General features: G+C 63.0%; 20 protein-coding genes. 7 read left to right on the top strand and 13 right to left on the bottom strand.

What is annotated here, in order from left to right; genetic code table 11:
- Positions 1-31 precede the first annotated feature (31 nt).
- Positions 32-490: a PaaI family thioesterase gene (locus tag EN955_RS02385; RefSeq protein WP_013530371.1), complete on the bottom strand. Its 459-nt coding sequence runs from the start codon at positions 488-490 to the stop codon at positions 32-34.
- 140 nt (positions 491-630) lie between these two features.
- Positions 631-1,920, bottom strand: coding sequence for an RsmB/NOP family class I SAM-dependent RNA methyltransferase (locus EN955_RS02375; protein ID WP_024502340.1), 1,290 nt, complete (start codon positions 1,918-1,920; stop codon positions 631-633).
- Between the two features lie 181 nt (positions 1,921-2,101).
- Here EN955_RS02375 and EN955_RS02370 point away from each other — a divergent pair, with 181 nt between their 5' ends.
- Positions 2,102-2,779 (top strand): MIP family channel protein, encoded by a 678-nt coding sequence (locus EN955_RS02370; RefSeq protein ID WP_013530368.1) that lies wholly within the window; start codon positions 2,102-2,104, stop codon positions 2,777-2,779.
- 335 nt (positions 2,780-3,114) lie between these two features.
- Here the strand turns inward: EN955_RS02370 and EN955_RS02365 are convergent, their stop codons facing one another.
- Positions 3,115-4,119 (bottom strand): acyltransferase, encoded by a 1,005-nt coding sequence (locus EN955_RS02365; protein ID WP_024502339.1) that lies wholly within the window; start codon positions 4,117-4,119, stop codon positions 3,115-3,117.
- Between the two features lie 229 nt (positions 4,120-4,348).
- On the opposite strand from EN955_RS02365, the gene EN955_RS02360 reads away from it, so the two are divergent.
- Complete coding sequence (locus tag EN955_RS02360) at positions 4,349-5,989, top strand: sulfatase-like hydrolase/transferase (protein WP_032898864.1); 1,641 nt, start codon at positions 4,349-4,351, stop codon at positions 5,987-5,989.
- 316 nt (positions 5,990-6,305) lie between these two features.
- Positions 6,306-6,629: a LysR family transcriptional regulator gene (locus tag EN955_RS02355; protein WP_081714226.1), complete on the top strand. Its 324-nt coding sequence runs from the start codon at positions 6,306-6,308 to the stop codon at positions 6,627-6,629.
- A gap of 65 nt (positions 6,630-6,694) precedes the next feature.
- Here EN955_RS02355 and EN955_RS02350 read toward each other — a convergent pair whose 3' ends face one another.
- The 5 genes from EN955_RS02350 to hisS form a co-directional block, all read right to left on the bottom strand.
- Positions 6,695-7,798 (bottom strand): calcium:proton antiporter, encoded by a 1,104-nt coding sequence (locus EN955_RS02350; protein WP_024502337.1) that lies wholly within the window; start codon positions 7,796-7,798, stop codon positions 6,695-6,697.
- Between the two features lie 69 nt (positions 7,799-7,867).
- Entirely contained in the window at positions 7,868-9,640 is a 1,773-nt protein-coding gene (locus EN955_RS02345) for an AMP-binding protein (RefSeq protein WP_024502336.1), read from the bottom strand.
- Positions 9,641-9,972: 332 nt separating this feature from the next.
- Positions 9,973-10,671 carry an ATP phosphoribosyltransferase gene (hisG, locus tag EN955_RS02340; protein ID WP_024502335.1) on the bottom strand — a complete coding sequence of 233 codons (699 nt, stop codon included), beginning with the start codon at positions 10,669-10,671 and terminating at the stop codon, positions 9,973-9,975.
- Complete coding sequence (locus EN955_RS02335) at positions 10,668-11,789, bottom strand: ATP phosphoribosyltransferase regulatory subunit (RefSeq protein WP_024502334.1); 1,122 nt, start codon at positions 11,787-11,789, stop codon at positions 10,668-10,670. Before EN955_RS02335 ends, hisG begins: the two co-directional genes overlap by 4 nt.
- A 60-nt stretch (positions 11,790-11,849) precedes the next feature.
- Positions 11,850-13,352 carry a histidine--tRNA ligase gene (gene hisS, locus EN955_RS02330; protein WP_024502333.1) on the bottom strand — a complete coding sequence of 501 codons (1,503 nt, stop codon included), beginning with the start codon at positions 13,350-13,352 and terminating at the stop codon, positions 11,850-11,852.
- Between the two features lie 248 nt (positions 13,353-13,600).
- Between hisS and EN955_RS02325 the strand changes: the two genes are divergently transcribed.
- Positions 13,601-13,852 (top strand): hypothetical protein, encoded by a 252-nt coding sequence (locus tag EN955_RS02325; RefSeq protein ID WP_024502332.1) that lies wholly within the window; start codon positions 13,601-13,603, stop codon positions 13,850-13,852.
- Between the two features lie 2 nt (positions 13,853-13,854).
- On the opposite strand, the gene EN955_RS02320 is transcribed toward EN955_RS02325, so the two are convergent.
- The gene (locus EN955_RS02320) at positions 13,855-14,493 is read right to left on the bottom strand and encodes a DNA-3-methyladenine glycosylase I (protein ID WP_013530355.1); all 639 of its coding nucleotides are present in this window, start codon (positions 14,491-14,493) and stop codon (positions 13,855-13,857) included.
- 214 nt (positions 14,494-14,707) lie between these two features.
- Here EN955_RS02320 and EN955_RS02315 point away from each other — a divergent pair, with 214 nt between their 5' ends.
- Together EN955_RS02315 and EN955_RS02310 are read left to right on the top strand one after the other, a co-directional pair.
- Entirely contained in the window at positions 14,708-15,454 is a 747-nt protein-coding gene (locus tag EN955_RS02315) for a L,D-transpeptidase (protein ID WP_024502331.1), read from the top strand.
- 260 nt (positions 15,455-15,714) lie between these two features.
- Positions 15,715-16,635 carry a bifunctional 5,10-methylenetetrahydrofolate dehydrogenase/5,10-methenyltetrahydrofolate cyclohydrolase gene (locus EN955_RS02310; protein WP_013530353.1) on the top strand — a complete coding sequence of 307 codons (921 nt, stop codon included), beginning with the start codon at positions 15,715-15,717 and terminating at the stop codon, positions 16,633-16,635.
- An 18-nt stretch (positions 16,636-16,653) separates the two neighbouring features.
- On the opposite strand, the gene glcF is transcribed toward EN955_RS02310, so the two are convergent.
- The 4 genes from glcF to EN955_RS02285 all read right to left on the bottom strand — a co-directional run bounded on the left by glcF (position 16,654) and on the right by EN955_RS02285 (position 22,360).
- Positions 16,654-17,979 (bottom strand): glycolate oxidase subunit GlcF, encoded by a 1,326-nt coding sequence (gene glcF / locus EN955_RS02305; protein WP_024502330.1) that lies wholly within the window; start codon positions 17,977-17,979, stop codon positions 16,654-16,656.
- Between the two features lie 10 nt (positions 17,980-17,989).
- Positions 17,990-19,195 (bottom strand): FAD-binding protein, encoded by a 1,206-nt coding sequence (locus tag EN955_RS02300; protein WP_024502329.1) that lies wholly within the window; start codon positions 19,193-19,195, stop codon positions 17,990-17,992.
- Positions 19,196-19,412: 217 nt separating this feature from the next.
- Complete coding sequence (locus EN955_RS02290) at positions 19,413-20,909, bottom strand: FAD-linked oxidase C-terminal domain-containing protein (protein ID WP_013530350.1); 1,497 nt, start codon at positions 20,907-20,909, stop codon at positions 19,413-19,415.
- 128 nt (positions 20,910-21,037) lie between these two features.
- Positions 21,038-22,360, bottom strand: a complete 1,323-nt coding sequence (locus EN955_RS02285) for a DUF3422 family protein (protein WP_024502328.1) — start codon at positions 22,358-22,360, stop codon at positions 21,038-21,040.
- Between the two features lie 206 nt (positions 22,361-22,566).
- On the opposite strand from EN955_RS02285, the gene EN955_RS02280 reads away from it, so the two are divergent.
- The gene (locus EN955_RS02280; protein WP_032808722.1) at positions 22,567-23,370 is read left to right on the top strand and encodes an FCD domain-containing protein; all 804 of its coding nucleotides are present in this window, start codon (positions 22,567-22,569) and stop codon (positions 23,368-23,370) included.
- Positions 23,371-23,385: the final 15 nt, after the last annotated feature.

Here is a 23,385-nt window from a genome sequence, read left to right as displayed (position 1 = left end):
ACGATGAATTCGCCTGCGGCGAACCGGCCACTCACCCTTCTATCCCATCACGCCCGACCACCGTCATCATCGTTCCGGTCATGGTGGCGATCAGCTTGGCCTCGCCGTCGGCGGCAAAGGCGTAGGCCTGGCCGTCGGCAACGATGATGGTGCGGCCTGGCTTGGTCACCGAGCCGCGGAACAGGAAGCGCTCGCCCCTGCCCGGCGCCAGCAGGTTGACCTTGAACTCGATGGTCAGCACGCCGGAATTTTCCGGCATCAGCGAAAAGGCGGCATAGCCGCAGGCCGAGTCCAGCGCCGTCGAAATGACGCCGGCATGGAGGAAGCCGTGCTGCTGGGTGAGTGCCGCCGAATAGGGCATCTCGATCTCGATGATGCCGGGCGTCACCAGCGTCAGTTCGGCGCCGATCGTGGCCATCGCCTTCTGGCGCGCGAAGGAGGTCCTGACGCGATCCTCATAGTCCGGGGCGGGTACGATCTTTGCTGCCATGGCCGCTGCCTTCCTTTATGCGGATAAGCTTATTGCAGAGGCATGGACGGCAGGCAAATGCTTTTGCTGCACTGCACAATCGGCCTGGCCTGCCGGCTGGCGCCACGCATCCGTCAGGAATTGGCGACATCCGATCGGATTCAGGCCGACCTGCGCAACGCACAGAAGTAAAACCCGTCGGTGCCGCTCAGCGCCGGCGACAGCGAGATGTCGCCTTTGGCGCCGATGCGCGCGGCTGCCGGATGGCCGGGAAAACGGCTGTCCCAGAGCTGGCGGTGGTCGACGGGAACAAAGCCGCTGTTACGGTCCCGAAAGGCCGCGATCTGCTCGCCATTCTCCTCATCAAACACCGAGCAGGTGATGTAGACCAGCAGGCCGCCCGGTTTGACATAGGCTTTGGCCGCATCGAGGATCGCCGACTGTTCGCCCTTGCGGGTATCGAGCTGCCTCTGCGTCAGCCGCCATTTGGCGTCGGGGCGGCGCCGCCACGTGCCGCTGCCGGTGCAGGGCGCGTCGACCAGCACGATGTCCATGTGGTTGCCGAGCGGCGCGAGTTCCGTGGGCTTGGTGACCACCTGCACATTGCGGTTTTCCGAACGACGGATGCGGTCGAAGATCGGCGCCAGCCGTGCTTTCTCCGCATCGTGGGCAAAGATCTGGCCACGATTTTCCATCGAAGCCGACAGTGCCAGCGTCTTGCCGCCGGCGCCGGCGCAGAAATCCAGCACCTGCATGCCGGCTTCGGCCCCGGCAAGGGCGGCCGCGATCTGCGAGCCTTCGTCCTGGACCTCGAACCAGCCCTTCTGGAAGGCCGGTTCGGCCTGCACATTCGGGTGCCGGCCATCGCCGTCGATCGGCGGAATGCGGATGCCGTGCGGGGCGATTGCCGCGGGTTTCGCGCCGGTTCCCGTCAGTTCGGCCAGCACCTTGTCGCGGTTGGCCTGCAAGGTGTTGACCCTGAGGTCGAGCGGCGGGCGTGTCGCCAGTGCGGCGCCCTCGTCGGCCCAACTTGGGCCGAAGGCTCGCTCGAAAAGCGGCGCGCACCAATCGGGAACATCCGCCCGCACCGCGTCCGGCGCATCGGCGAGCCGACGGTCGGCGATGGCCTGAAGCTCGGCGGCGGTCAGCAGCGGCGGTGCGAACTTGTCACCATCCAGCGCGTCGTTGAGCGATTGTGCCGTCTGCCCCCATTCGAGCAGCAGGGCGCCGAAGCCAATGGCGCGCGGCGTGTCCTGCCCCAGCAGCCAGCCCGCGGAACGCTTGTGGCGCAAGGCGTCATAGACGATGTTGCCGATGGCCGCACGGTCGCCGCCGCCGGCGAAGCGATGCGACAGGCCCCAATCCTTCAGCGCGTCCGCCACCGGCCGGTGGCGCCGGCCGATGTCTTCCAGCACTTCGATGGCCGCAGCCAGCCTTCCGCCCAGTCGCATTGTCTTGTTCCGTCACGCAGAAAATTATTCCGGCCCTGCTCTAGAGCGCGCAACCGGCGCGCACAAGCAGGTCGGCCGGCACAACCGCTCTGCTTTCCAACTTTTCTGGTTGCGAATACTCTTCCGATTGTGATTCGCGGCGCGAAAAGGTGAACCGGCGGATCGACACGAGGAGAGGGCAATGAAGACTTATCTGGCGGAAGTTCTAGGCACATTTCTATTGGTGTTCATCGGTACGGCTTCTGTGGTGACGGGCGGCTTCGGCGGCGCGCTGCCGCTTGGCCAAGAAGGCATCGGTCTGGCGTTCGGCATCGGCCTCATCGCCGCGGCCTATGCGATCGGCCCCATTTCGGGCGCGCATCTCAATCCGGCGGTGACGCTCGGCGTCTTCCTTGCCGGCCGGCTGCCGGCCAAGGACGTCATCCCCTACTGGATCGCGCAGGTCATCGGCGGCGTCCTTGCTTCACTGGCGTTGTGGATCATCGTCTCCGGCCAGGTTGGCGGACACACCACCGGTTTCGGCGCCAATGGCTGGGATGTGACGAAATGGGGTGTCAGTTCGGCCTTCCTGTGGGAAGTGATCGGCACCTTCACCTTCGTCACCGTGATCCTTGGCGTCACGGCCGAAAAGCACTCGACGGCGTTCGCCGGACTGGTCATCGGCCTGACGCTGGCAGGGCTGCACTTCGCCATCATCCCGGTGACCGGCACGTCGCTCAACCCGGCCCGCTCGATCGGTCCGGCACTGTTTTCGGGAACTGCGGCGATCGGCCAGCTCTGGCTGTTCATCGTGGCACCATTGATCGGCGGCGCCATTGCCGGCGTCGTCGCCAAGGCGCGCATCTTCGAGAAGGACTGAGCTCTTTGGAAGGCTGAATATGCGAAGGCGCGGGCATGGCCCGCGCCTTCGCGATTGGCATAATAGAACCGCCAAGTTTTCTATTCCCCAATGACGACTTAAACAGGCTCGGCCTTAGATGGCAACTTTGTGCAGCATCGCTGACGTTGCGACCAGCTTTGCCATTTCCTGAAACCGGCCATTGTGCCACAGATTGATTGGGACCGCAGACGGGCGCTGAGCTTGCTCGGATGCTCGGTTGCAGTCGTGTATGTGCTTTTCCGTGATCGCGGAAGTGAAGCTCCGGATTTTCAGGTGTTGAAGCCGCATTTGCGTAGGGCGACGGATAAGCCGGATTAGACCATAGCGAAGCGATTTCGCCGCCATGACTGAAACGGCTTTTCGACGAAGGTCCAAGACAGTGCGGCGATCGCAAGCGAAAGTACAAGCGTCACGACAAGGACCATGCGCCAGTCGTTGGTGTACATCAACGCCGCTCTGGAAATCGGATAGTGCCATAGATAGACCGAATACGAGATGATGCCGATATAGACGATCGGCCTCCATGCAAAAGCACGGGCTATCATCGTTTCATTGTTGAGCAGCGACACGACGAGGCCGGCCGACGCCATGTCGATAAGCGGTTGCAGATAGGCGGTCGATACAGGCTCTTGTGTTGCCACGAACGCAAGAACCACAAGCGCACCCAAAGACGACAGCCCTACGATATTGGCGTGCCGACCCTTGAGGCTGATGCCCGAAACGGACACTAATGCGCCCAACAGCAGACCAGAGAGCCGAGTGTCGAAACGGAAAGCAGTCATCTCGAACTCGGTGTAGTGATAAGCATTGCCCAGCCGCCAAAGCGTTGCCACGACGAACGCTATCGCAAGCGCCTTGATCCTTGACCTTTGGGCGAGCTTTGCCAGCCCCAGCACCGCCATCGGCCAGATCAGGTAGAAATGCTCCTCGACCGCAAGCGACCATGTGTGACCAAGCAGGGGAATGACGCCATGGAGCGCACTTACATAGTCCGCGAGATACAGAATCGAGATAGCGACGATCAGCCCAATAGGGACGTCCGGCCAGAATAGCGGCCCAATTATCAGGGCTGCGGCAAGCAACATAACAAGGGGCGGCATCAGCCTAACTGAGCGGCGCAGCAGAAACGCTCCGATCGCGATGGTGCCCGTACTGTCGGCCTCTCGCATCAAGAGCGACGTGATCAAAAATCCGCTCAAGACAAAGAAGATGTCAACGCCGATGAAGCCGCCAGGCATCCATGGGCTCTGGGAGTGATGCACGACAACCAGCATCGCGGCGAGTGCCCTGACGCCGTCTAAAGCCGGATTTCGTATCACTCAAGCATTACTCCCGCCAAGAAGGCTTTAATCCTACCTTAGAACATCACGGCGGACCAGCCTTCTATGGCTGTCCGGCACCCTAAAAGGCAGGTTGCTTTCGCCCTACGACATTAGCTTTTTCTAACTTAACAGATCGTTCAATGAGGAAAAATTTTCTGCATCTCCTTAGTATAGTTTTAAATGGTTCTCGATATTCACTTCGGACATCACCGTTCGAGTGCAAGGCATGCGCGGAATTCCTGCGGTTTCTTCCAGGCCAATCGCATCATTGGTTAGCGCCGCGACGGTGGGCTCGCTCACCTGGCTCGTATCGCTAATCAATCTCTCGGAGAAAAGGCTGCTTGTCATCCTTGGCCTTTGCGCTCTGTGGGCGCTTCTGTTGCTGGATTGTCAGCAAAGCGCCAAGACAAATTGGCCAAGACGCAGGTGGTTCAGCATCTATCTATCGCTCATCCCCTGCTTCCTGTTTCTTTTCTATGTCTATCTCGAAAGCGTTTTCGGCTATTTCGATTGGGCCGCGATGTTCATGCATGTCGGTGCCGGGGTTCTTACCCCCGGCGTCGTTCTTGAATGTTTGATGAACACCGGAAACACGATACTGGTCATCTTGGTCGTGCTTCTCGGTCTCGGCGCGCTAAAGGCGCGCGGCACACTGACAAGGGGATTAGACGTCGCCCTGATGGCGTTCTTCCTGGCGGCAAACCCGATGCTGACGCGCCCGATCGCGGCGGCGGTCCATCTCAACCCGCTGCATGATTTCCTGTCCAAGCACTTCGTCGATATTACCTCGTTGACGAAACCGGCCGCGGGGGCGTCCGTAACCGCCGTGCCGAAGAACCTCATACATATCTTCATCGAGAGCGCCGAACGCACCTACATGAACGAGGCGACGTTTGGCGATGTCATGGGTCCGCTGCTCGAGTTCGACAGGCGTAGCCTCTCAGCGACCAACATGGTGCAGCTGGCCTACACCAACAATTCCATCGCGGGCATGGTCGCCGCGAATTGTGGAACGCCGCTGCTGATGTCGTATTTCACAACCCGCGAGTATCTGGAGGAGAATTCGCAGTTCCTGCCAGGCTTGACCTGCTTGGGCGACGTCCTGAAGTCGCGGGGCTATCGGCAGAGCTTCGTTTCCGGTTGGCCACTCGGCTTCACCGGTCAGGGGGCATTCTATGCCACCCATGGCTACTCATCGCTTTTTGGGGGATCGGAAGTGGTCGCTGCCGTCGCCGGGTCTGGCAGCACTTTTGGCGCCAGCGACGCCCAGGTTCTGGATATGAGTTTCGACATTTTGCGGCGCGCGCAGCGAGACGGCAAACCGCTCGCGCTGACGATCGCCGTCAGTGGTGGGCACGCGATGGACGGCTATCTGACGGACAAATGCATCGGCAAGACCGGACTTTCTCCGCAAGCCCCCAATATTCTCCATGCCGTCAAATGCACGAACATGCTCATCGCGGACTTCATTCACAAAGCCGAGGCAGAAGGGCTGATGGCGAATACCGTTCTGGTGCTGCAAAGCGATCACCTCAGCGCGCCGAGCACGGTGACGGATCAGTTGAACAGGTTTGAAAGACGCAACTTTTTCTCCCTGTCGGGCGATGGCATTCGCCCCAGCACATATGCCGGACTTTCGAGCGTGGTCGATATATTCCCGACTATTTTGGACGCTCTAGGCGTGCCGCTCCCGAATGGCAAGGCTGCATTTGGCGTCTCGCTGCTCGGGGATCGACCGACAATGGTCCAAGCGCTTGGGCAGGCCCAATTCGATGACGCGATCTATGCCGACGATGTTCTCGTCAGATCATTCTGGCAACTGAAGCCGGCACGGACGGCTGCGGCGTCCGAGGCTGAACCTCGTTAATGCGAAGCATATGCCGGCTGAGCACTCGACACCGGTTCGCTTCTTGGTCTCCCCGTACCGAAACCGGACGTTCCACGATGTGCATCCAGCCGTCGGCATCATCCCCTCGCGGGTCTTGTTGTCGTCAAGGCTACCCGGACCAGCCGTCCCGATTGCCGTCACCTCAATAACCCGACCGGGCGGGAAAGAAACTTCGAAGCCATTGCAGGATTGACTGGAGCCGCATGTCCTTCAATCTCCGGAACCGTGCTAGAGATTGCCACCGATTGAATAGCGCCTGCTGTTTCGAGGTCCCCCCTGCTGGTTCGAGGTCCCATTGACAAAACGGCTATCGGATTTCGACATTGGCTTGCTGCTGACACTCGACGCGCTGTTGAAGCACCGGAACGTCACCCATGCGGCGTCGAGACTGAACATTACCCAATCGGCCTTGTCGGCCCGCCTGACGCGTCTGCGTCACTTGCTGAACGACCCACTCTTCACAATGGCGGCGTCTGGACGGGGAATGATCCCGACGCCTCGCGCATCAAAAACTTCTGCGGCTTGCCGGTCACCGTCACCGGCAATTCGGCGCGGAAGCGGAAACGTCATCTCAGGCAAAGGGCGGTCGTCTGCAGCTCGCTGTCGGCTTCCAGGCTGATGAACCCAAGCAGTCCGTTGGCGGCTGTCTCGTGCCGCATCCAATTGCCAGCCCGAGCCAAATTTTCATGGCACAAATATAAGAAATATATATGTAAGAAATACCACGATATGGACAGCGCCCGTCAAGAATGTTGTTCTTTCAGTACTAAAGCTCACATTGCATATGAAGAGCGCTAAAATCAAAAGCACTGTGTCAGTCGCTGGAAGCCCCAGGGTTAACCCTCTGCCCGTCAGCAGGCTGGCGGCTGCGACCGCCGGTATTGTCAAACCGATTGTGGCGCAAGCGGAACCCATCGCGACATTCAAACCGCGTTGCAGCTCATTGTTGAGTGAAGCGCGAACCGCCGAAATGGCCTCCGGCATCAACACCAGCCCGGCGATCATTGCCCCCACAATGCTGTCAGCCTGGGTCACTTGGTAGGCAACGAGCGTATCTTCGACGCTTGCCGCGACCTGCTCGGCGAGCATGACAATGCCGATCAGGCCGATCAAAAGCAGCAATGCGCCGGCAAAGACGCTTTCGTGAGGGGCAGTCCGCAGCGAAACGCCGTGGGCCTGCCCTTCGACAAAGTCTTCCCGGTGGCGGACGGTCTGCGCGAACACGAAGCTTGCATAAAGCAGCACCGAAAGCACGCTCACAAAGCCAAGTTGAGCTGCCGAAAATGTGCCCGGCCCCGTAGCTTGTGTGTAGGTTGGCAGAATAAGCGTCATGATGGTCAGCGCGATCAGAACCGCCAAATATGCGCTGGTCCCTTGTCGAACAATTGCCTGCTTGCGATGGCGCCAGCCGCCAAGCGCGAGACACGTGCCGACGACGCCGGTAGATGCAATCATCACCGTTGAAAAGACGGACTCACGTGCAAGCGTAGGGTTGTTCTCTCCATGCAGCATCATGGAAACGATGATCGACACCTCGATTGCCGTCACGGCAAAAGTCAGCACCAATGTGCCGTAGGGCTCTCCTACACGCCGAGCCACCGCCTCGGCGTGGTCGAGCACCACGAAAATGGTGGTGAACATGATCGCACTCGAAAGCGCTCCGACGAGTATCCTGACGCCCAGCGAACCTTCGTCCGCCGACAGCCCGCCTGCCCTGACGGCGACAGCCATGACCAAGGCGGCCAGCGGCATCGCATATGAAGTCATCGAACGTCCGAAACCGCTCATGCAAGCCCCTGCACGCTGCTGCGAACCGTGGCTGCATTCGCGCACCGACAGATCGAAGCGTTCACCCGTTCACGCCGTCTTCTGCGTCACCAAGCCCAGCTCCTCCACCATCGCCTCGCGCATCAAGAACTTCTGCGGCTTGCCGGTCACCGTCATCGGCAATTCGGTGCGGAAGCGGATGTGGCGGGGGATCTTGTAATGGGCGATCTGGCCGGCGCAGAAGTTTCTGACCTCCTGCTCGGTGGCGATCTGGCCGGGCTTGAGCACGATCCAGGCGCACAGCTCCTCGCCATATTTGGCGTCGGGAATGCCGAACACCTGCACCTCCTTGACCTTTGGATGGCGGTAGAGGAATTCCTCGACCTCCCTGGGATAGACGTTCTCGCCGCCGCGGATGACCATGTCCTTGACCCGGCCGACGATGTTGCAATAGCCCTCGGCGTCGATGGTGGCGAGGTCGCCGGTGTGCATCCAGCCGTCGGCGTCGATCGCCTCGCGGGTCTTGTCGTCGTCGTCCCAGTAACCCTTCATCACCGAATAGCCGCGCGTGCAAAGCTCGCCCGGTACGCCGACCGCAACTGTAGCGCCGTCGGCATCGACCGCCTTGACCTCGACATGGGGGTGGATGCGCCCGACGGTCGAGACGCGCTTTTCCAGGGGGTCGTCGACGCCGCTCTGGAACGACACCGGGCTGGTCTCGGTCATGCCGTAGGCGATGGTCACCTGTTCCATATGCATCAGCGACACCACCTTTTTCATCACCTCGATCGGGCATGGCGAACCGGCCATGATGCCGGTGCGCAGGCTGGAGAGATCGAAGGCGGAAAAATCCGGATGATCCAGCAGAGCAACGAACATGGTCGGTACGCCATAGAGCCCGGTGCAGCGTTCCTGAGCCACCGCCTTCAGCGTGGCGCCGGCGTCGAACCCTTCTCCCGGGAAAACCATGGTGGCGCCTTTCGAGACGCAACCCATCGTGCCCATCGACATGCCGAAGCAGTGGTAGAGCGGCACTGGTATGCAGAGCCGGTCGTCGGCGGTCAGCTTGATCGCCGAAGTGACGAAGTTGCCGTTGTTGACGATGTTGCCGTGGGTCAGCGTCGCGCCCTTGGGGGCTCCCGTGGTGCCTGAGGTGAACTGGATGTTGATGGCTTCGCCCGGCTTCAGCTTCTCAGAGATGCGGTCGAGGCTGTCATGCTCGTCACGCCCGGCCATGGCCAGCACATCACCGAAATTGAACATGCCGGGCGAGTTCTCGTCACCCATGCGGATGACGATCTTCAACGCCGGCAGTTTTTGTGCCTTGAGCTTGCCCGGCGTGGCCTTGGCGATCTCGGGTGCCAGCGTCTCGATCATGCCGAGATAATCTGACGTCTTGAACCTGGCAGCGGTGACCAGCGCCTTGCAGCCGACCTTGTTCAGCGCATAGTCGAGCTCGGTCAACCGATAGGCCGGGTTGATGTTGACCAGGATCAGGCCGATGCGGGCGGTGGCGAACTGCGTCACCAGCCATTCCCAGCGGTTGGGCGACCAGATGCCGACGCGATCGCCCTTTGCCAGGCCCAGTGCCAGGAAGCCGGCGGCCAGCGCATCCACCGTGTCCGAAAGTTCGCTCCAGGTGAAGCGCTTGTTCTGGTCGACGAAGACGGCGGCGTCGAGCGTGCCATATTTGCTGACCGTCTCGGAAAACAGCGCGGGGATGGTCTTGTCGAGCAGCGGCACGCTGCGTTCGCCAGAGACATGCGCCCTACCATCGACGGGTGCGACGAAGACACCGCCCGCTCGCGCTCCGCGTCCGCGCAGATTGCTGGCATTCTTCAGCTCGTCGAGATTGACCGGCATCGCTCTCTCCTCCCGGGATTGGCCGAGCCTATCAGCCTGAGGGGGTGGTGAAAATCCCGCCGATGGTCGTGGCAGGGCAACGATCCGGCCCACGACGCTTCGGGGCCTTCGTTGGTTGATGAACATCAAACGCAAAAACCCGCATGGGCGGCGGGTCACTGGCGCAAATCAGCACCATAGGCAAAAATGTAGCATAGCTGCCCTCACCAGTCAAGGAAATAATTCCTATACGGGAAGACCCCGGCGCAAGGCTACCGACACCGCGGGACGGCCGCCGTCAGGGTTTTCAAGCCGGTTCGGAGCCCTGAGGGGCAGCGGGCGAAGGCCCGCCGCTATCCGACCGCAGCCGCCATCTTCGCCGCGATGTCGCGCAGGACCGCTTCATCGGCCGCCGCCCGTGTCTTCTTCGACGCCACCAGGCAGGCCTGCGAGCGCAGGACGAGGCCATCGCCCAGCACCTTGAGATGATTGGCGCGCAGCGTCGAGCCGGTGGTTGTGATGTCGACGATGACATCGGCCAGCCCCGCCGCCGGCGCGCCTTCGGTGGCGCCGAGGCTCTCGACGATGCGGTAGACCTGGATGCCATGCTTCTGCGAGAAGAATTGCTGGGTCAGCCGCCAGTATTTGGTGGCGATGCGCAACCGCCGGCCATGGCGCTGGCGGAAATCGGCGGCGACGTCGTCGAGGTCGGCCATGCTGTCGACGTCGAGCCAGATGTCCGGCACGGCCACCACGACATCGGCATGGCCAAAACCGAGACGGGCGACGATTTCGGCGCGGCTCTCCCAGTCGGCAAGGTTTTCACGCACCAGGTCCTCGCCGGTGATGCCGAGATCGACTGCGCCCTGGCCGATCTCGCCTGATATTTCGGAAGCCGACAGGAACACCACTTCGACATCGTCCAGGCCCTCGACGCGGGCGTGGTATTTGCGCTCGTCGCCGGGCAGGCTGACGGCCAACCCGGCTTTGGCCAGCACGTCCAGCGCCTGCTCTTTCAGGCGGCCTTTCGACGGGATCGCCAGCGTGATCATGGCGCCGTCTCCCGCAATGCCTCGATGCGGTCGAGCCAGACCGAAAAGCCGACGCCGGGGATCGGCGTCTTGGCGCCAAGCAAGGTCAGCAGCCGGTCATAGCGGCCGCCGCCGACCAACGGCCGGTCGCCATTGTCGGCCGCGATTTCGAAAACCAGGCCGGTGTAGTAGTCGAGCGGGCGGCCGAAGGCGGCGTCGTAGCGGATTTTATCGGCCGGCAAGCCATGCGCTTCGATCGCCTTGGCGCGGGCAGCGAACTTTTCCAGCGCGACATCGAGCGACAGACCGGCGTCGGTGGCGAAGGTCTCCAGCGCCTGGGCCGCGCGATCTAGCGGAACGTCGATCGCCAGAAAATCCTTCAGCGCGGAAAACGCCTCGCTCGACAGCCGAACGCTGCGCAATTCGGCTTTCTCGATCAGCCGCCGGGCAATGTCGGATGGCGAGCGTCCGGCGGACGCCGACAGGCCGGCCTCTTCCATGCCGCTGGCGATATGGGCGGAAAGACCGTCCAGATCACCGTCGAGGACCAGAGCGGCGACCGGACCTGAGAGCTGGCTGTTGCGCGGCGGGTTGGCGAGATCGGCGAGTGCCGCCTCAAGCATCGGCGCCGAGCCGAACGCGCGGGCAAGACGCATGCGCCAGCCGCGCGGCAGGCCAAGGGCGGCCAGCACCGCCTCGAAAATGGTCTGGTCGCCAAGCGTGATCGCCAATGCCTGGCCAGGCAGCACCAGCGACAGCAGCGCATGCGCGTCGGCCACCGAGCGGGCATCGGCTCCAGCGGTATCGCGGTCACCGAGATCCTCGATGCCGGCCTGGAAGAACTCGTTGCCGCCTTCGCGGCGCTGGCGAAACACCTCGCCCAGATAGGAATAACGGCGCGGCGTGCCGGCCTGCGAGCTGATGTGGTCGAGACAGACCGGGATGGTGAATTCCGGCCGCAGGCACAATGTCTGGCCGGTCTCGCTTTCGGTCAGGAAGATGCGGCGGCGCAAATCCTCGCCGGCCATGTCGAGGAAGGGGTCCGCCGGCTGCAATATGGCGACCTCGACGGCGTGCGTGTTGCGCGTGGCGAAAAGGTTGGTGATGTCGGTGGAGATGGCGGGGGTGCGGGAGGTCAACTTGCTGACCTCAGTGCTGCACGACCCTCTGGTCCCAAACCAGAGGCGCCAACGCGGCCTCTACTTGCCACGCGCCCTCTCCTCAGCCTGCGCCGCCAATATCTTCCTCACCTCGACGACCAGCTCGCCCTCCGCCACCGTCATCTGCGCCGGGCGTGCGGCGCGCCATTCGGCGTTGTCTGATATTTCGGCAGACATGCGCGCGCCTTCGATCAAATCCTTGATCTGCAGCTCGCTCTTGGCGCGCTCGTCGCCGCCCTGGATGATGGCGACCGGGCAGCCGCGGCGGTCGGCATATTTGAGCTGCGCCTTCATGCCGGCGCCGCCGAGATACATTTCGGAACGGATGCCGGCGGCGCGCAGCTCCGCCACCATCTTCTGGTAGCGGCCGAGGCTGTCGGTGTCCTTGTCCATCACCAGCACGACGACCGGCGCAATCACGTCCGAGGCATCAAGCTTGCCGAGGTTCTTCAGCGCGGTCATCAGCCTGGAGACGCCGATGGAAAAACCGGTTGCCGGCACCGGCTCGCCACGGAAGCGCGAGACGAGGCCATCATAGCGCCCGCCGCCACCGACCGAACCGAAGCGCACGATCTGGCCGTCTTCGTTGGGGATTTCGGCCAGAAGCTCGGCTTCGAAGACAGGGCCGGTGTAGTATTCGAGGCCGCGCACGACCGAGCGGTCCATGGCAATACGGTCCTCGCCATATCCGGCCGCCCTGACCAGCGCTTCAATCGTGGCGAGTTCGCCGACGCCTTCCTGGTAGATCGCGTTCGAACTGACCATGGAATCCTGGCCGGCCTGTATAGTCCTCGCAGTCGCGAGAAGAACCGCCTCGGCTTGCCCGTTGTTCAACCCGGCGCCCTTGGCGAAGTCGCCTTCGCCCTCCTTGCCGCCGTCCCAGCGGCCCGGGCCAAGCAAAAGCTTCACGCCTTCCGGCCCGAGCTTGTCGAGCTTGTCGATCGCACGCAGCACCGTCAGCCGGCGGCCGGCATTCTCCTCGCCGCCAAGGCCGATCGCCTCCAGCACGCCATCCAGCACCTTGCGGTTGTTGACGCGGATGACGTAGTCGCCGCGCTTGATGCCCAGCGCTTCCATGACGTCGGCCATCATCATGGCCATTTCGGCGTCGGCGGCCACACCCGGCGTGCCGATCGTGTCGGCATCGAACTGCATGAACTGGCGGAAGCGGCCGGGGCCGGGCTTCTCGTTGCGGAACACCCAGCCTGAGCGATAGCTGCGGTAAGGTTTTGGCAGCCGCTCGTAATTCTCGGCGACATAACGCGCCGTCGGCGCGGTCAGGTCGTAGCGCAGCGACAGCCACTGGTCGTCGTCATCCTGGAAGGAGAACACGCCTTCGTTCGGCCGGTCCTGGTCGGGGAGGAATTTTCCGAGCGCATCGGTGTATTCGATCAGCGGCTGGTCTGCCGGTTCGAAGCCGTAAAGCTCATAGACCGAGCGGATCGTCGCCATCATCTTCTCGACGGCGCGGATGTCCTCGGCGCTGCGGTCGGCAAAGCCGCGCGGCAGTCGCGCTTTCGTCTTTTCCGATTTATCGGCCATGGGGTGTTTGCTCGGCGTTTTATGATGCTTGCAGGTCGGCAATGTTGCGATTTTCGCAACGCGGGTGTCCTAACCGAAGAGGTCGGATGCGGCAAGGGTCAGACCTCTGGCGCTGCCGATGAGAGAAGGCGACGCCGCACCTCCTTGAAACCAATCCGGACCGCAAATGAAACAATCCCGCCATGCGTGCGGCATCGTGCCGACACAATCGCCGCCGATAAAGCGCGGGAAATGAGGGGTCCGCGGCCATGACCAGCACAGCAAGATTCCATGCCATCGACAGCGATGCCGGATTGTCCGCACGCTTGCGCCCGGCCGACATCAACGTCCCGAAAATGGTCAGCCAGGCTGCCGGACCGTTCGAAGTACCCGCCGACACCGGCAAGGGACCATCCATGCGCGACGCGTTGATGACCGGCCTGCTGGTGATCTATCCGACCCTGGCCACGGTGGTGGCGATCGTCGCCGGCCTGGTGCTGGCCAGCGCCAACGGCACCTGAGCCTATTTCGGCCGCCTGAAAGCCTTCCGCTGCTTCTCGACCTCTTGGCGGCAGGCGCAGCCCTCGAGGTGGTCGTTGACCAGGCCCATGGCCTGCATGAAAGCGTAGACCGTGGTCGGGCCGACAAAGCTCCAGCCGCGCTTCTTCAGCTCCTTCGAAATCCGCACCGAGACGGCCGTTGTCGGGTTCGCGCGCAGATGGGCGAGGTCGACGATTTGCGGCCGCTCGTCCTTGCCGGGTTCGAACTTCCAGAACCAGGCGGCCAGTGAGCCGAATTCGTCCACCATTTCGCGGGCGCGCCTGGCGTTGTTGATGGTCGAGACGATCTTGCCGCGATGGCGGATGATGCCGGCATTGCCGAGCAGGCGCTCGACATCCTTGTCGGTGAAGCTTGCTACCTTGTCGAATTCGAAATTGGCGAAGGCTTCGCGAAAATTCTCCCGCTTGCGCAGTATGGTCAGCCACGACAGGCCCGACTGAAAGCCTTCCAGGCAGATCTTTTCGAACAGCCTGCGGTCGTCGGCCACAGGCCGGCCCCATTCATGATCGTGATAGTGCAGATAGTCGGGCAGATTGCCGTGCCAGAAGCAGCGCGCGACACCGTCGGGGCCGGCGAGCAGGCCGGTGTGTTCCTTGTCCATAGGCCAAAATCCGTTCGTTAACGCGCTTTTGCGCGGCATTTACTGCGGCTTTACCAGATTCCTGAACCCGGCGGTAACCACACCAAAAGGTTTACTGACAAAGCCGCATTTTACGCATTCCGATTCATGTTTCGGTTGCTGCTTGCGCGCCAATGATCGCCGAACCGGGAGGACGTTTCCACCCGTTTGTATCAGACGATCAAGGTGCGTTACGATGAAGACAGTGTTGTTTCCCGTGCTCGGCGCCGTGGCTGTGTTTGCCGCCGGCGTCACACCCTCAATCGCCGGCGACCGCTATGCCGACAGGCCGCCGGTGATGGTGAGCCCCGACCTTTCCGCACCCTGGGTGCTGCAGCTTGGCCATGCGCCCGGCATCGTGCGCCAGAACCGGCAGGTGGTGCAGCAGCAGCAACAGAGGCGTCTCCTGCGCCCGGCGCAGCCCGACCGGGTGCAGACGGCGGCGGTGCAGCCGCCGGCCAAGCGCATGGTCGCGCGTCCTCAGATCAACCCGATCTACCTGCCGCAGGAAGTCGACTATGACGGAGGCCAGAAGCCGGGCACGATCGTCATCGACACCACGCAGAATTTCCTCTTCCTGGTCGAGAAGAACGGCAAGGCAAGGCGCTATGGCGTCGGCACCGGCAAGCCGGGCTTCGAATGGTCGGGTACGCACAAGATCACCAACAAGCGCGAGTGGCCGGACTGGCGCCCGCCGGCGCAGATGATCAAGCGCGAAGCCGCCAAGGGCCGCTATTTGCCGACCTATCTTGCCGGCGGCATGGAGAACCCGCTTGGTGCCCGCGCGCTCTACCTCGGCACCACCGAATACCGCATCCATGGCACCAACCAGCCGTGGACGATCGGCGGCGCGGTGTCATCGGGCTGCATCCGCATGCGCAACGAGGACGTCGTCGATCTCTATGAGCGGGTCAATGTCGGAACCACGGTCGAGGTGATATAATAGTCCTTGCGAATCACCTGGCCGGCAAAGCAGTCCGCTTTTCGAGGCCAGTTTAGGGATACGGGGGACGGGCCGTATGGGGATGCGGCCGGTCAGGAAGGGCAGCACGGGAAACCGCGCTGCCCTTTCCGTTTTGAGCAGAAATCGAGGGCAAAAGGCCACCCACGCGTCGCGCAACGGGCATAGCGGTTCGCTTTCATGCTGCCCTTTGCCGCATTCTTTTGCTATCTCGGTGGCAAGTTCCACAAAAGAGTTCACCCATGCCTCTGTCCGAAGACAGCCGTTATCTCAAGGGCGGCCCGGTAGCCCAGCGCATCATCGCCGCCGTTCGCGAGGACGCAGCGATCGCCAAAGCCGAGGGTTTTCCGCCCAAGCTGATCTCGATCACCGTCGGCGACACCGATGCGGTGGACGTCTATGTGCGCAACCAGCGCGCCAAGGCTGAGCTCGCCGGCATCGATTTCGAGGAACGGCGCTTTCCCGCCACCATCACAGCAGGCGAGTTGGAAGCTGCGATCCACGGCCTGAATGCCGATCCGCGCGTTACCGGCATCATCATCCAGCGGCCCGTGCCAGCGCATATCCCCATCAAGACGCTGCAAGCGGCGGTGCATCCGCTGAAGGATGTCGAAGGCATGCATCCGGCCTCAATCGGCAACATCGTCTACAACCAGCTCGATCTCGCGCCTTGCACGGCGGCCGCCTCGGTCGAGCTGCTGAAGGAAACCGGCCTCGACCTCAAGGGACTGGAAGTCGTCATCGTCGGCCATTCGGAAATCGTCGGCAAGCCGATCGCCTTCCTGTTGATGAGCGAGGGCGCGACGGTGACGGTCTGCCACCACATGACGCGATCGGTCGCCGCCCATGCAAGGCGCGCCGATGCGCTGTTCGTCGCCGTCGGCAAGCCGCGGCTGATCAAGGCCGACATGGTCAAGCCGGGCGCTGCCGTCATCGACATCGGCATCAATTCCGAAATCGCCCCCGACGGCTCCAGCCGCATCGTCGGCGACGTCGACACTGAAAGCGTGCGCGAGGTCGCCTCCTGGATCACCCCGGTGCCGGGCGGCGTCGGCCCGATCACGGTCGCCATCCTGCTGCGCAACACCATGGTCGCGCTCAGCCGCCAGCGCGCGCTCTACGAGGCGACTTACGGCACGGCGGACAGGCTCGCGGCGGAGTAAGCGCCCGCCAAGGTCGTCCTATTCCGCCGCGATCAGGGTCTCTTCCAGAACACCTTCCGGCTTCGGCCCACCATAGGCCCAGTCGAGTAGCTTGATCGTGTGCACCACCGGCATCTTCGCGGCGGAAGCGATTTGCATGATGCAGCCTATGTTGCCGGTGGCGACGATCGAGGCCCCCGTCGCCTCGATGTTTTTCACCTTGCGGTCGCGCAGTTTGGCCGAGATCTCGGGCTGCAGGATGTTGTAGGTGCCGGCAGAGCCGCAGCAGAGATGCCCTTCGCGCGGCTCGCGCACGATGAAGCCGGCCTTGGCCAGCAGTTCTTTCGGCTGGCGGGTGATCTTCTGGCCGTGCTGCATCGAGCAGGCCGAGTGATAGGCAACGACAGTGCCCGGCTTGCGAACCGGTTCGGGCAGGTCGAGGGTCGAGAGATATTCGGTAACGTCCTTGGCCAGTGCCGAGACGCGCGCGGCCTTGTCGGCATAGGCCGGGTCGAGCCGCAGCATGAAACCGTAGTCCTTGATCGTCGTGCCGCAGCCCGAGGCGGTGATGACGATGGCATCGAGCCCGCCCTGGTCGAGGGCGCGTGTCCAGGCGTCGACATTCTGCCTCGCCGAGGCAAGCGCGGCCTGTTCCCGCCCCATATGATGGACCAGCGCACCGCAACAGCCTTCGCCCGGCGGCACCAAGACCTCGACGCCGAGCCGTGTCAGCAGCGAAATCGTCGCCTCGTTGATGGCGGGATCGAGCACCGATTGCGCGCAGCCGGTGAGGATGGTGACGCGGCCTCTTTTGGTCCCCTGCCCGGCATGGATGCCTGGCGAGGCCATCGGCGAAGCTGCCGGGATCGAGGCCGGTGCGAGCTTGAGCATCGCACTGAGCGGCTTCAGCGCCGGAACCTTGTCGAACAGGCCGATGAACGGTTTGCCCAGCTTCGCCAGCTTGAGCGCGGCGCGAAACCGCTGGGGATAGGGCAGCACGAAGGCCAGCATGGCGCGGGTCAGGCGGTCGAGCAGTGGCCGCTTATAGGTCTCCTGGATATGGGCGCGGGCGTGGTCGACCAGATGCATGTAGTTGACGCCCGACGGGCAGGTGGTCATGCAGGCAAGGCACGACAGGCAGCGATCGATATGGGTGACGATCTGCTTGTCGGCCGGACGGCCGTTTTCCAGCATGTCCTTGATCAGGTAGATGCGCCCGCGCGGTGAATCGAGCTCGTTGCCGAGTGTCACATAGGTCGGGCACGTCGCGGTGCAGAAGCCGCAATGCACGCATTTGCGCAGGATCTTTTCCGATTCCGCGACATGCGGATCGGCAAGCTGGGCAAGCGAAAAATTGGTCTGCATCGCTGATGTCCTAGGCCATGCGGCCGGGATTGAAGATATTCTTGGGGTCGAATTCCTGTTTCAGGCGGACCGATAGTGCAGCAAGAGCGGGCGGCTGCGGCTCGAACACCGGTAGAGCGGCGCGATGCGAGGGTGCGGCGCGCACCAGCGTCGCATGGCCGCCGCCATGTTTCCTCAACAGCCCGCGCAGCAGAGCGGCTTCCGGATCGCCCTGTTCCATGCGCAGCCAAACCAGTCCGCCCTGCCAGTCATAAAAGGCGCTGACGGCGGCCTGCATGCGCAGCGTCAGGACCATCTGGTGGCTCTGAGAAGGCGTCATCGAGATGCGCCAGACCGGCTTCTCGCTGCCGTCGGCGAAAGGCCTGCAATCGCGAACGTCGCGCCAGATCAGCCGCGAAACCTCGCCGCCAATCTCCTCCAGCGGGCCGGCATTGCCGAGCAGCGTTTTCAGCGCGGCGATGCGGTAGGCGACCGACGGGCCGAAACCCTCGACGCGCAGCAGCGTGGCGGCCTCGCTGCCGAGACTGCCGCTGGCGACGCGCGCGGCGATCCGCTCCGGCAGGTGGGCGGCACTCGATACTTCAGCACTCGAGCCAAGCGCCAGGGCCATGGCGGCGGCCGCGGCATCGTCGAGCAGGCTACGGATGGCGAGCGTGACTTCGGTCTCGGCTGCCGGCAGCACCTTGAAGGTGACGTCGGTGAAGACGGCCAGCGTGCCCCAGCTGTTGGCCATCAGCTTCGACATGTCATAGCCGGTGACGTTCTTGACCACGCGACCGCCCGACTTGAAGGCCTCGCCACGACCGGACACCACATTGATGCCCAGGACATGGTCGCGCGCGGCCCCCGCCTTGAGCCGGCGCGGACCGGAGAGGTTAGCGCCGAGCACACCGCCGATCGTACCTTTGCCCGGTTCGCCACCAAGCAGCGGGCCGTAATCCATCGGCTCGAAAGCGAGCTGCTGGCCGTTTTCCGCCAGCAGTTTTTCGATCTCGGCCAACGGTGTGCCTGCCTTGGCCGACAGCACCAGTTCAGCCGGTTCATAGAGCGTGACGTCAGATAATTTCGACAGGTCGAGCGTGTGTTCGGTTTGCAGCGGCCGGCCGATGCCACGCTTGGAGCCATGGCCGAGGAGTTCGAGCGGCGCCTCTTCCGCCACGGCCCAGGCTATGGTGGAGAGGACTTCGGATGGGGTGGTCGGGGTGAAGGTGGTCATGAAGAGACCGCGCCAGATGCGAGTTCGGATATGCCGAGTTCCTTGGCGCCCCCCTCTGTCCTGCCGGACATCTCCCCCTCAAGGGGGGAGATCGGATGTCGCATATGGCTTCGCCAATCTTCAATGATGACGGAAGGGCGAGGCGCGCAAGCTGCCAATCTCCCCCGGGGAGATGTCCGGCAGGACAGAGGGGGGTGTACACGCGCCGTAATCACCCTCAAAACCTCGGAATGTCCGGAAACGCCACCTGCCCGCGGTGCACATGCATCCGCCCGAGCTCGGCGCATCGCCGCAGCTGCGGAAATACTTTTCCCGGGTTGAGCAGATGGTTGGGATCGAAGGCGCATTTGACCCGCATCTGCTGGTCGAGATCGATCTGGGTGAACATTTCCGGCATTAGGTCGCGTTTCTCCACGCCCACACCGTGTTCGCCGGTCAAGACGCCGCCGACCTTGACGCAGAGCCGCAATATATCGGCGCCGAAACTTTCGGCCTTGTCGAGTTCGCCCGGTACGTTGGCGTCGTAGAGGATCAGCGGATGCAGATTGCCGTCACCGGCATGAAAGACATTGGCGACGCCGAGACCGTATTTTTCCGACAGCTCGCGCATGCCGGCGAGCACGCGCGGCAACTCCTTGCGCGGGATGGTGCCGTCCATGCAGTAGTAGTCGGGCGAGATGCGGCCGACGGCCGGAAACGCCGCCTTGCGGCCGGCCCAGAAGCTCAGCCGTTCCTGTTCGGACTGCGAAATGCGGCAGGTGGTCGAGCCGTTCTTGTAGGCGATCGCCTCGACAAGGCCGATCAGATGATCGACCTCGACGCCGGGCCCGTCGAGCTCGACGATCAGCAGCGCCTCGACATCGAGGGGATAGCCGGCATGAACGAAATCTTCCGCCGCATGGATCGCCGGCCGGTCCATCATCTCCATGCCGCCCGGGATGATGCCGGCGCCGATGATGTCGGCAACGCACTGGCCGCCCTGCTCGCTGGTCGGGAAGCCGATCAGCAGTGCACGTGCCGTCTCCGGCTTCTTCAGGATGCGCACGGTGACCTCGGTGACGACGCCGAGCAGCCCTTCGGACCCGGTCATGACGCCGAGCAGGTCGTAGCCTTCCGCATCGAGGTGACTGCCGCCCAGCCGCACCACCTCGCCATTCATCAGCACCATCTCGATGCCGAGCACATTGTTGGCTGTGAGGCCGTATTTCAGGCAGTGCACGCCGCCGGAATTCTCCGCGACATTGCCGCCGATCGAGCAGGCGATCTGGGAGGATGGATCGGGGGCGTAGTAAAAGCCCTCCTGCTCGACGGCGGTGGTGATGCCGAGATTGGTGACGCCCGGCTGGGCAACGACGACGCGATTGGGAAAATCGATCCCGAGGATACGGTTGAAACGGCTCATGACCAGCAGCACCGCGTCCTCGAGCGGCAGCGCCCCGCCCGACAGCGAGGTGCCGGAGCCGCGCGGCACGACGCGGATGTTGCGGTCGTTGCAGTATTTCAGCACGCGCGAAACCTGCGCCACCGTTTGCGGCAGCACGACGACCAGCGGCAGCTGCCGATAGGCGGTCAGGCCGTCGCTCTCGAAGGCGCGCATGGAATTGGCGGCGTCGACAACGCCCTCACCCGGCACGATGATGCGCATGTCGGCGACGATCTCGTCGCGCCGGCGCATCGTGGCATCGTCTGGTTTCGGCATGGCCAGGCCGGACATCAGCAGCCTCATTTCGCTTGACTGGTCAAAATCTTTTACCAGTGAAGCGCGTTGGGTGCAAATCCTGTAATGGCGGCGAATCCAACTTCAAGGCAGAGACAGGCTTACGCAGCGGCAATCTGCCGCTGCTATTCGCCGGGCGGCTTGCCGGGTTCGGAGTGCATCCGGCGCACGCGGCGCACGCTCCACCAGACCAGCAGGATGGCGACAGGCACCGAAGCAGCGGTAATGATCTCCGGGGCGAAGGCATGGCCGAAGATCGAGGCGCCCTTGGCGACATAGCCGACAAGGCCGACCACATAATAGGAGACGGCGGCGACCGAGAGCCCCTCGACGGTCTGCTGCAGGCGCAATTGCAGGCGGGCCCGGTTGTTCATCGAGGCAAGCAGGTCGCGGTTCTGCTTCTCGACCTCGACATCGACCCAGGTGCGCAGCAGCGTCGTGGCGCGGGTCAGTTTTCGCGATAGATTTTCCTGCCGCTCCTCGACCGAGCGGCAGGTGCGCATTGCGGGCGCCACACGGCGCTGCAGGAACCCGCGCCATGTGTCATAGCCGGGCACAGCCTCTTCCTCGAGTGCGTCCAGCCGTTCGCCGACGATGCCGTCATAGGCGCGGCTGGCGCCGAAACGGTAAAGGCTCGACGCCGCGTCCGCCTCCAGCTCCGCCGCAAGTTCGGTCAGATCGGCCAGCAAGGTCTGGCTGTCCCGTGTCCCGGCGACCTTCATCTCCAGCGTGGTCTGCGCCAGCCGGTCTTCGATGCGGCGGGCGCGGCCGGACAAGGTCAACGCCAGCGGCAGGCCGAGCATGGCCAGCGTCCGATAGGTCTCGATGTCGATAAGCCGCTGCGACAACGCGCCGGTGCGCGCCGGGGTCAAGCCGCGATCGAGCAGCAGCATGCGCGTCAGGCCATCGCCATCCTGGCGAAAATCGGTGACGATGGCGGCGTTTCCGCGCTCGACCAGCGAGTAGCACAGGCTGGTCGGATCGAAACCGGCTATCAGTTGCTCGCTTGCTTGCGTCCATTTGCGGATTTCGAGCCTGATGCCGGAGATGCAGGTTCCCGGCGGGGAAAACCCGTTGCCGAAGGGTGAGTCCTCCTGCGTCCTGCCGCTTTCGGAAAGCGGCCCTTCCCACAAATAGGTCGAGAATTCGGTGTGCCGCTCCCAGCGCAGCGAGCCCTTGCCCCATTTCATGGCATGGTGGCGGGCCTGGCGGTCGGGCGCGGCGATGCCGAGGCGCCGCGACAGTTCGGAAAGCACCGCGTGGTCGACGCCGGAGCCGCCCTCCGTCATGAAGGCGAGTTGCATCAAGACGCGTGGCTTTTCGATCAGCGGATGCGGCCGGGCATGAACCTCGCCGAGTGCGCCGGGCCGGCCCTCATGCGCGGGAAAGCCCATGACGCTGCCCTTGGCGCGCGGCTGGAATTCGAGATCGGACGGGTCGTCTGACACGGCTTGTTCCCCGGGGGTTTCCTTGAACCCGCTTGCACTCGCGTCCCTCTAGTGCCAATGGCCTGACGACGCAAACGGCAAAGTTAGCCGAAGATCACGGGATCGGGCGGGAAATCGGCCAGCTTTTTGTCAATTGGATAAATAATTTGACCAGTTGGCGAGGCAGGCTCTATTCTGCGGCACCGGTTCACCTTCCAGGCATTCTGTTGAGCGACATTTTTTCCAGGATCGAGCATTCGCGCACCGCCGACGAGGTGGTGCAGCAGATCGAGAGCCTCATCCTCGAAGGCGTGCTGCGCACCGGCGACCGGCTGCCGGGCGAGCGCGAGCTTGCACGCCAGTTCGACGTATCCCGGCCGATCCTGCGTGACGCCCTGAAGGCACTGGAAGGACGCGGCCTTTTGACGACAAGGCCCGGCGGCGGCACGCATGTCGCCGATGTCATCGGCCAGCTCTTCACCAAACCGGTGACGGACCTGATCTCGATGCACCGCAAGGCAGTGACCGACTATCTGGAATACCGCCGCGAGATCGAAGGGGTTGCGGCTGAATATGCGGCACGGCGCGCCACCCCAGACGACATGGCGCTGCTCGATAAGATCATGGCACGCATGGACGATGCGCACCGGACCGGCGACTTCGACGACGAGGCCGAGATCGACGTCGAGTTCCACCACGCGATCTGCGAATGCGCGCACAACATCATCCTTTTGCACACGCTGCGCTCCTGTTATCGGCTGCTGTCGGAGGGCGTGTTCCAGAACCGGCTGCTGGTGTTCACCGTACCCGGCGCGCGCGACGCCCTGCTCGCGCAGCACCGGGCGATCCATGCGGCGGTGAAGGCCGGCGACCCGGCCACCGCCCGCCAGGCGGCGATGGACCACATCACCTATGTCGAACGGTCGATGGCGGAGGCCGAGCGCAGCGGCGACTGGCAGCGCGTCTCGCGGCTGAGGTTGAAACAGCGCGTTGACGCCACCGATACAGAACCAGCACGCAAACGCTCCTAGCTATCGAAACGGGAA

Origin of the sequence: Mesorhizobium sp. M7A.F.Ca.CA.001.04.2.1, assembly GCF_003998485.1 — a bacterium.
Taxonomy (GTDB): Bacteria; Pseudomonadota; Alphaproteobacteria; order Rhizobiales; family Rhizobiaceae; genus Mesorhizobium; species Mesorhizobium ciceri.
This window is presented reverse-complemented; position numbering and strand designations above follow the sequence as displayed.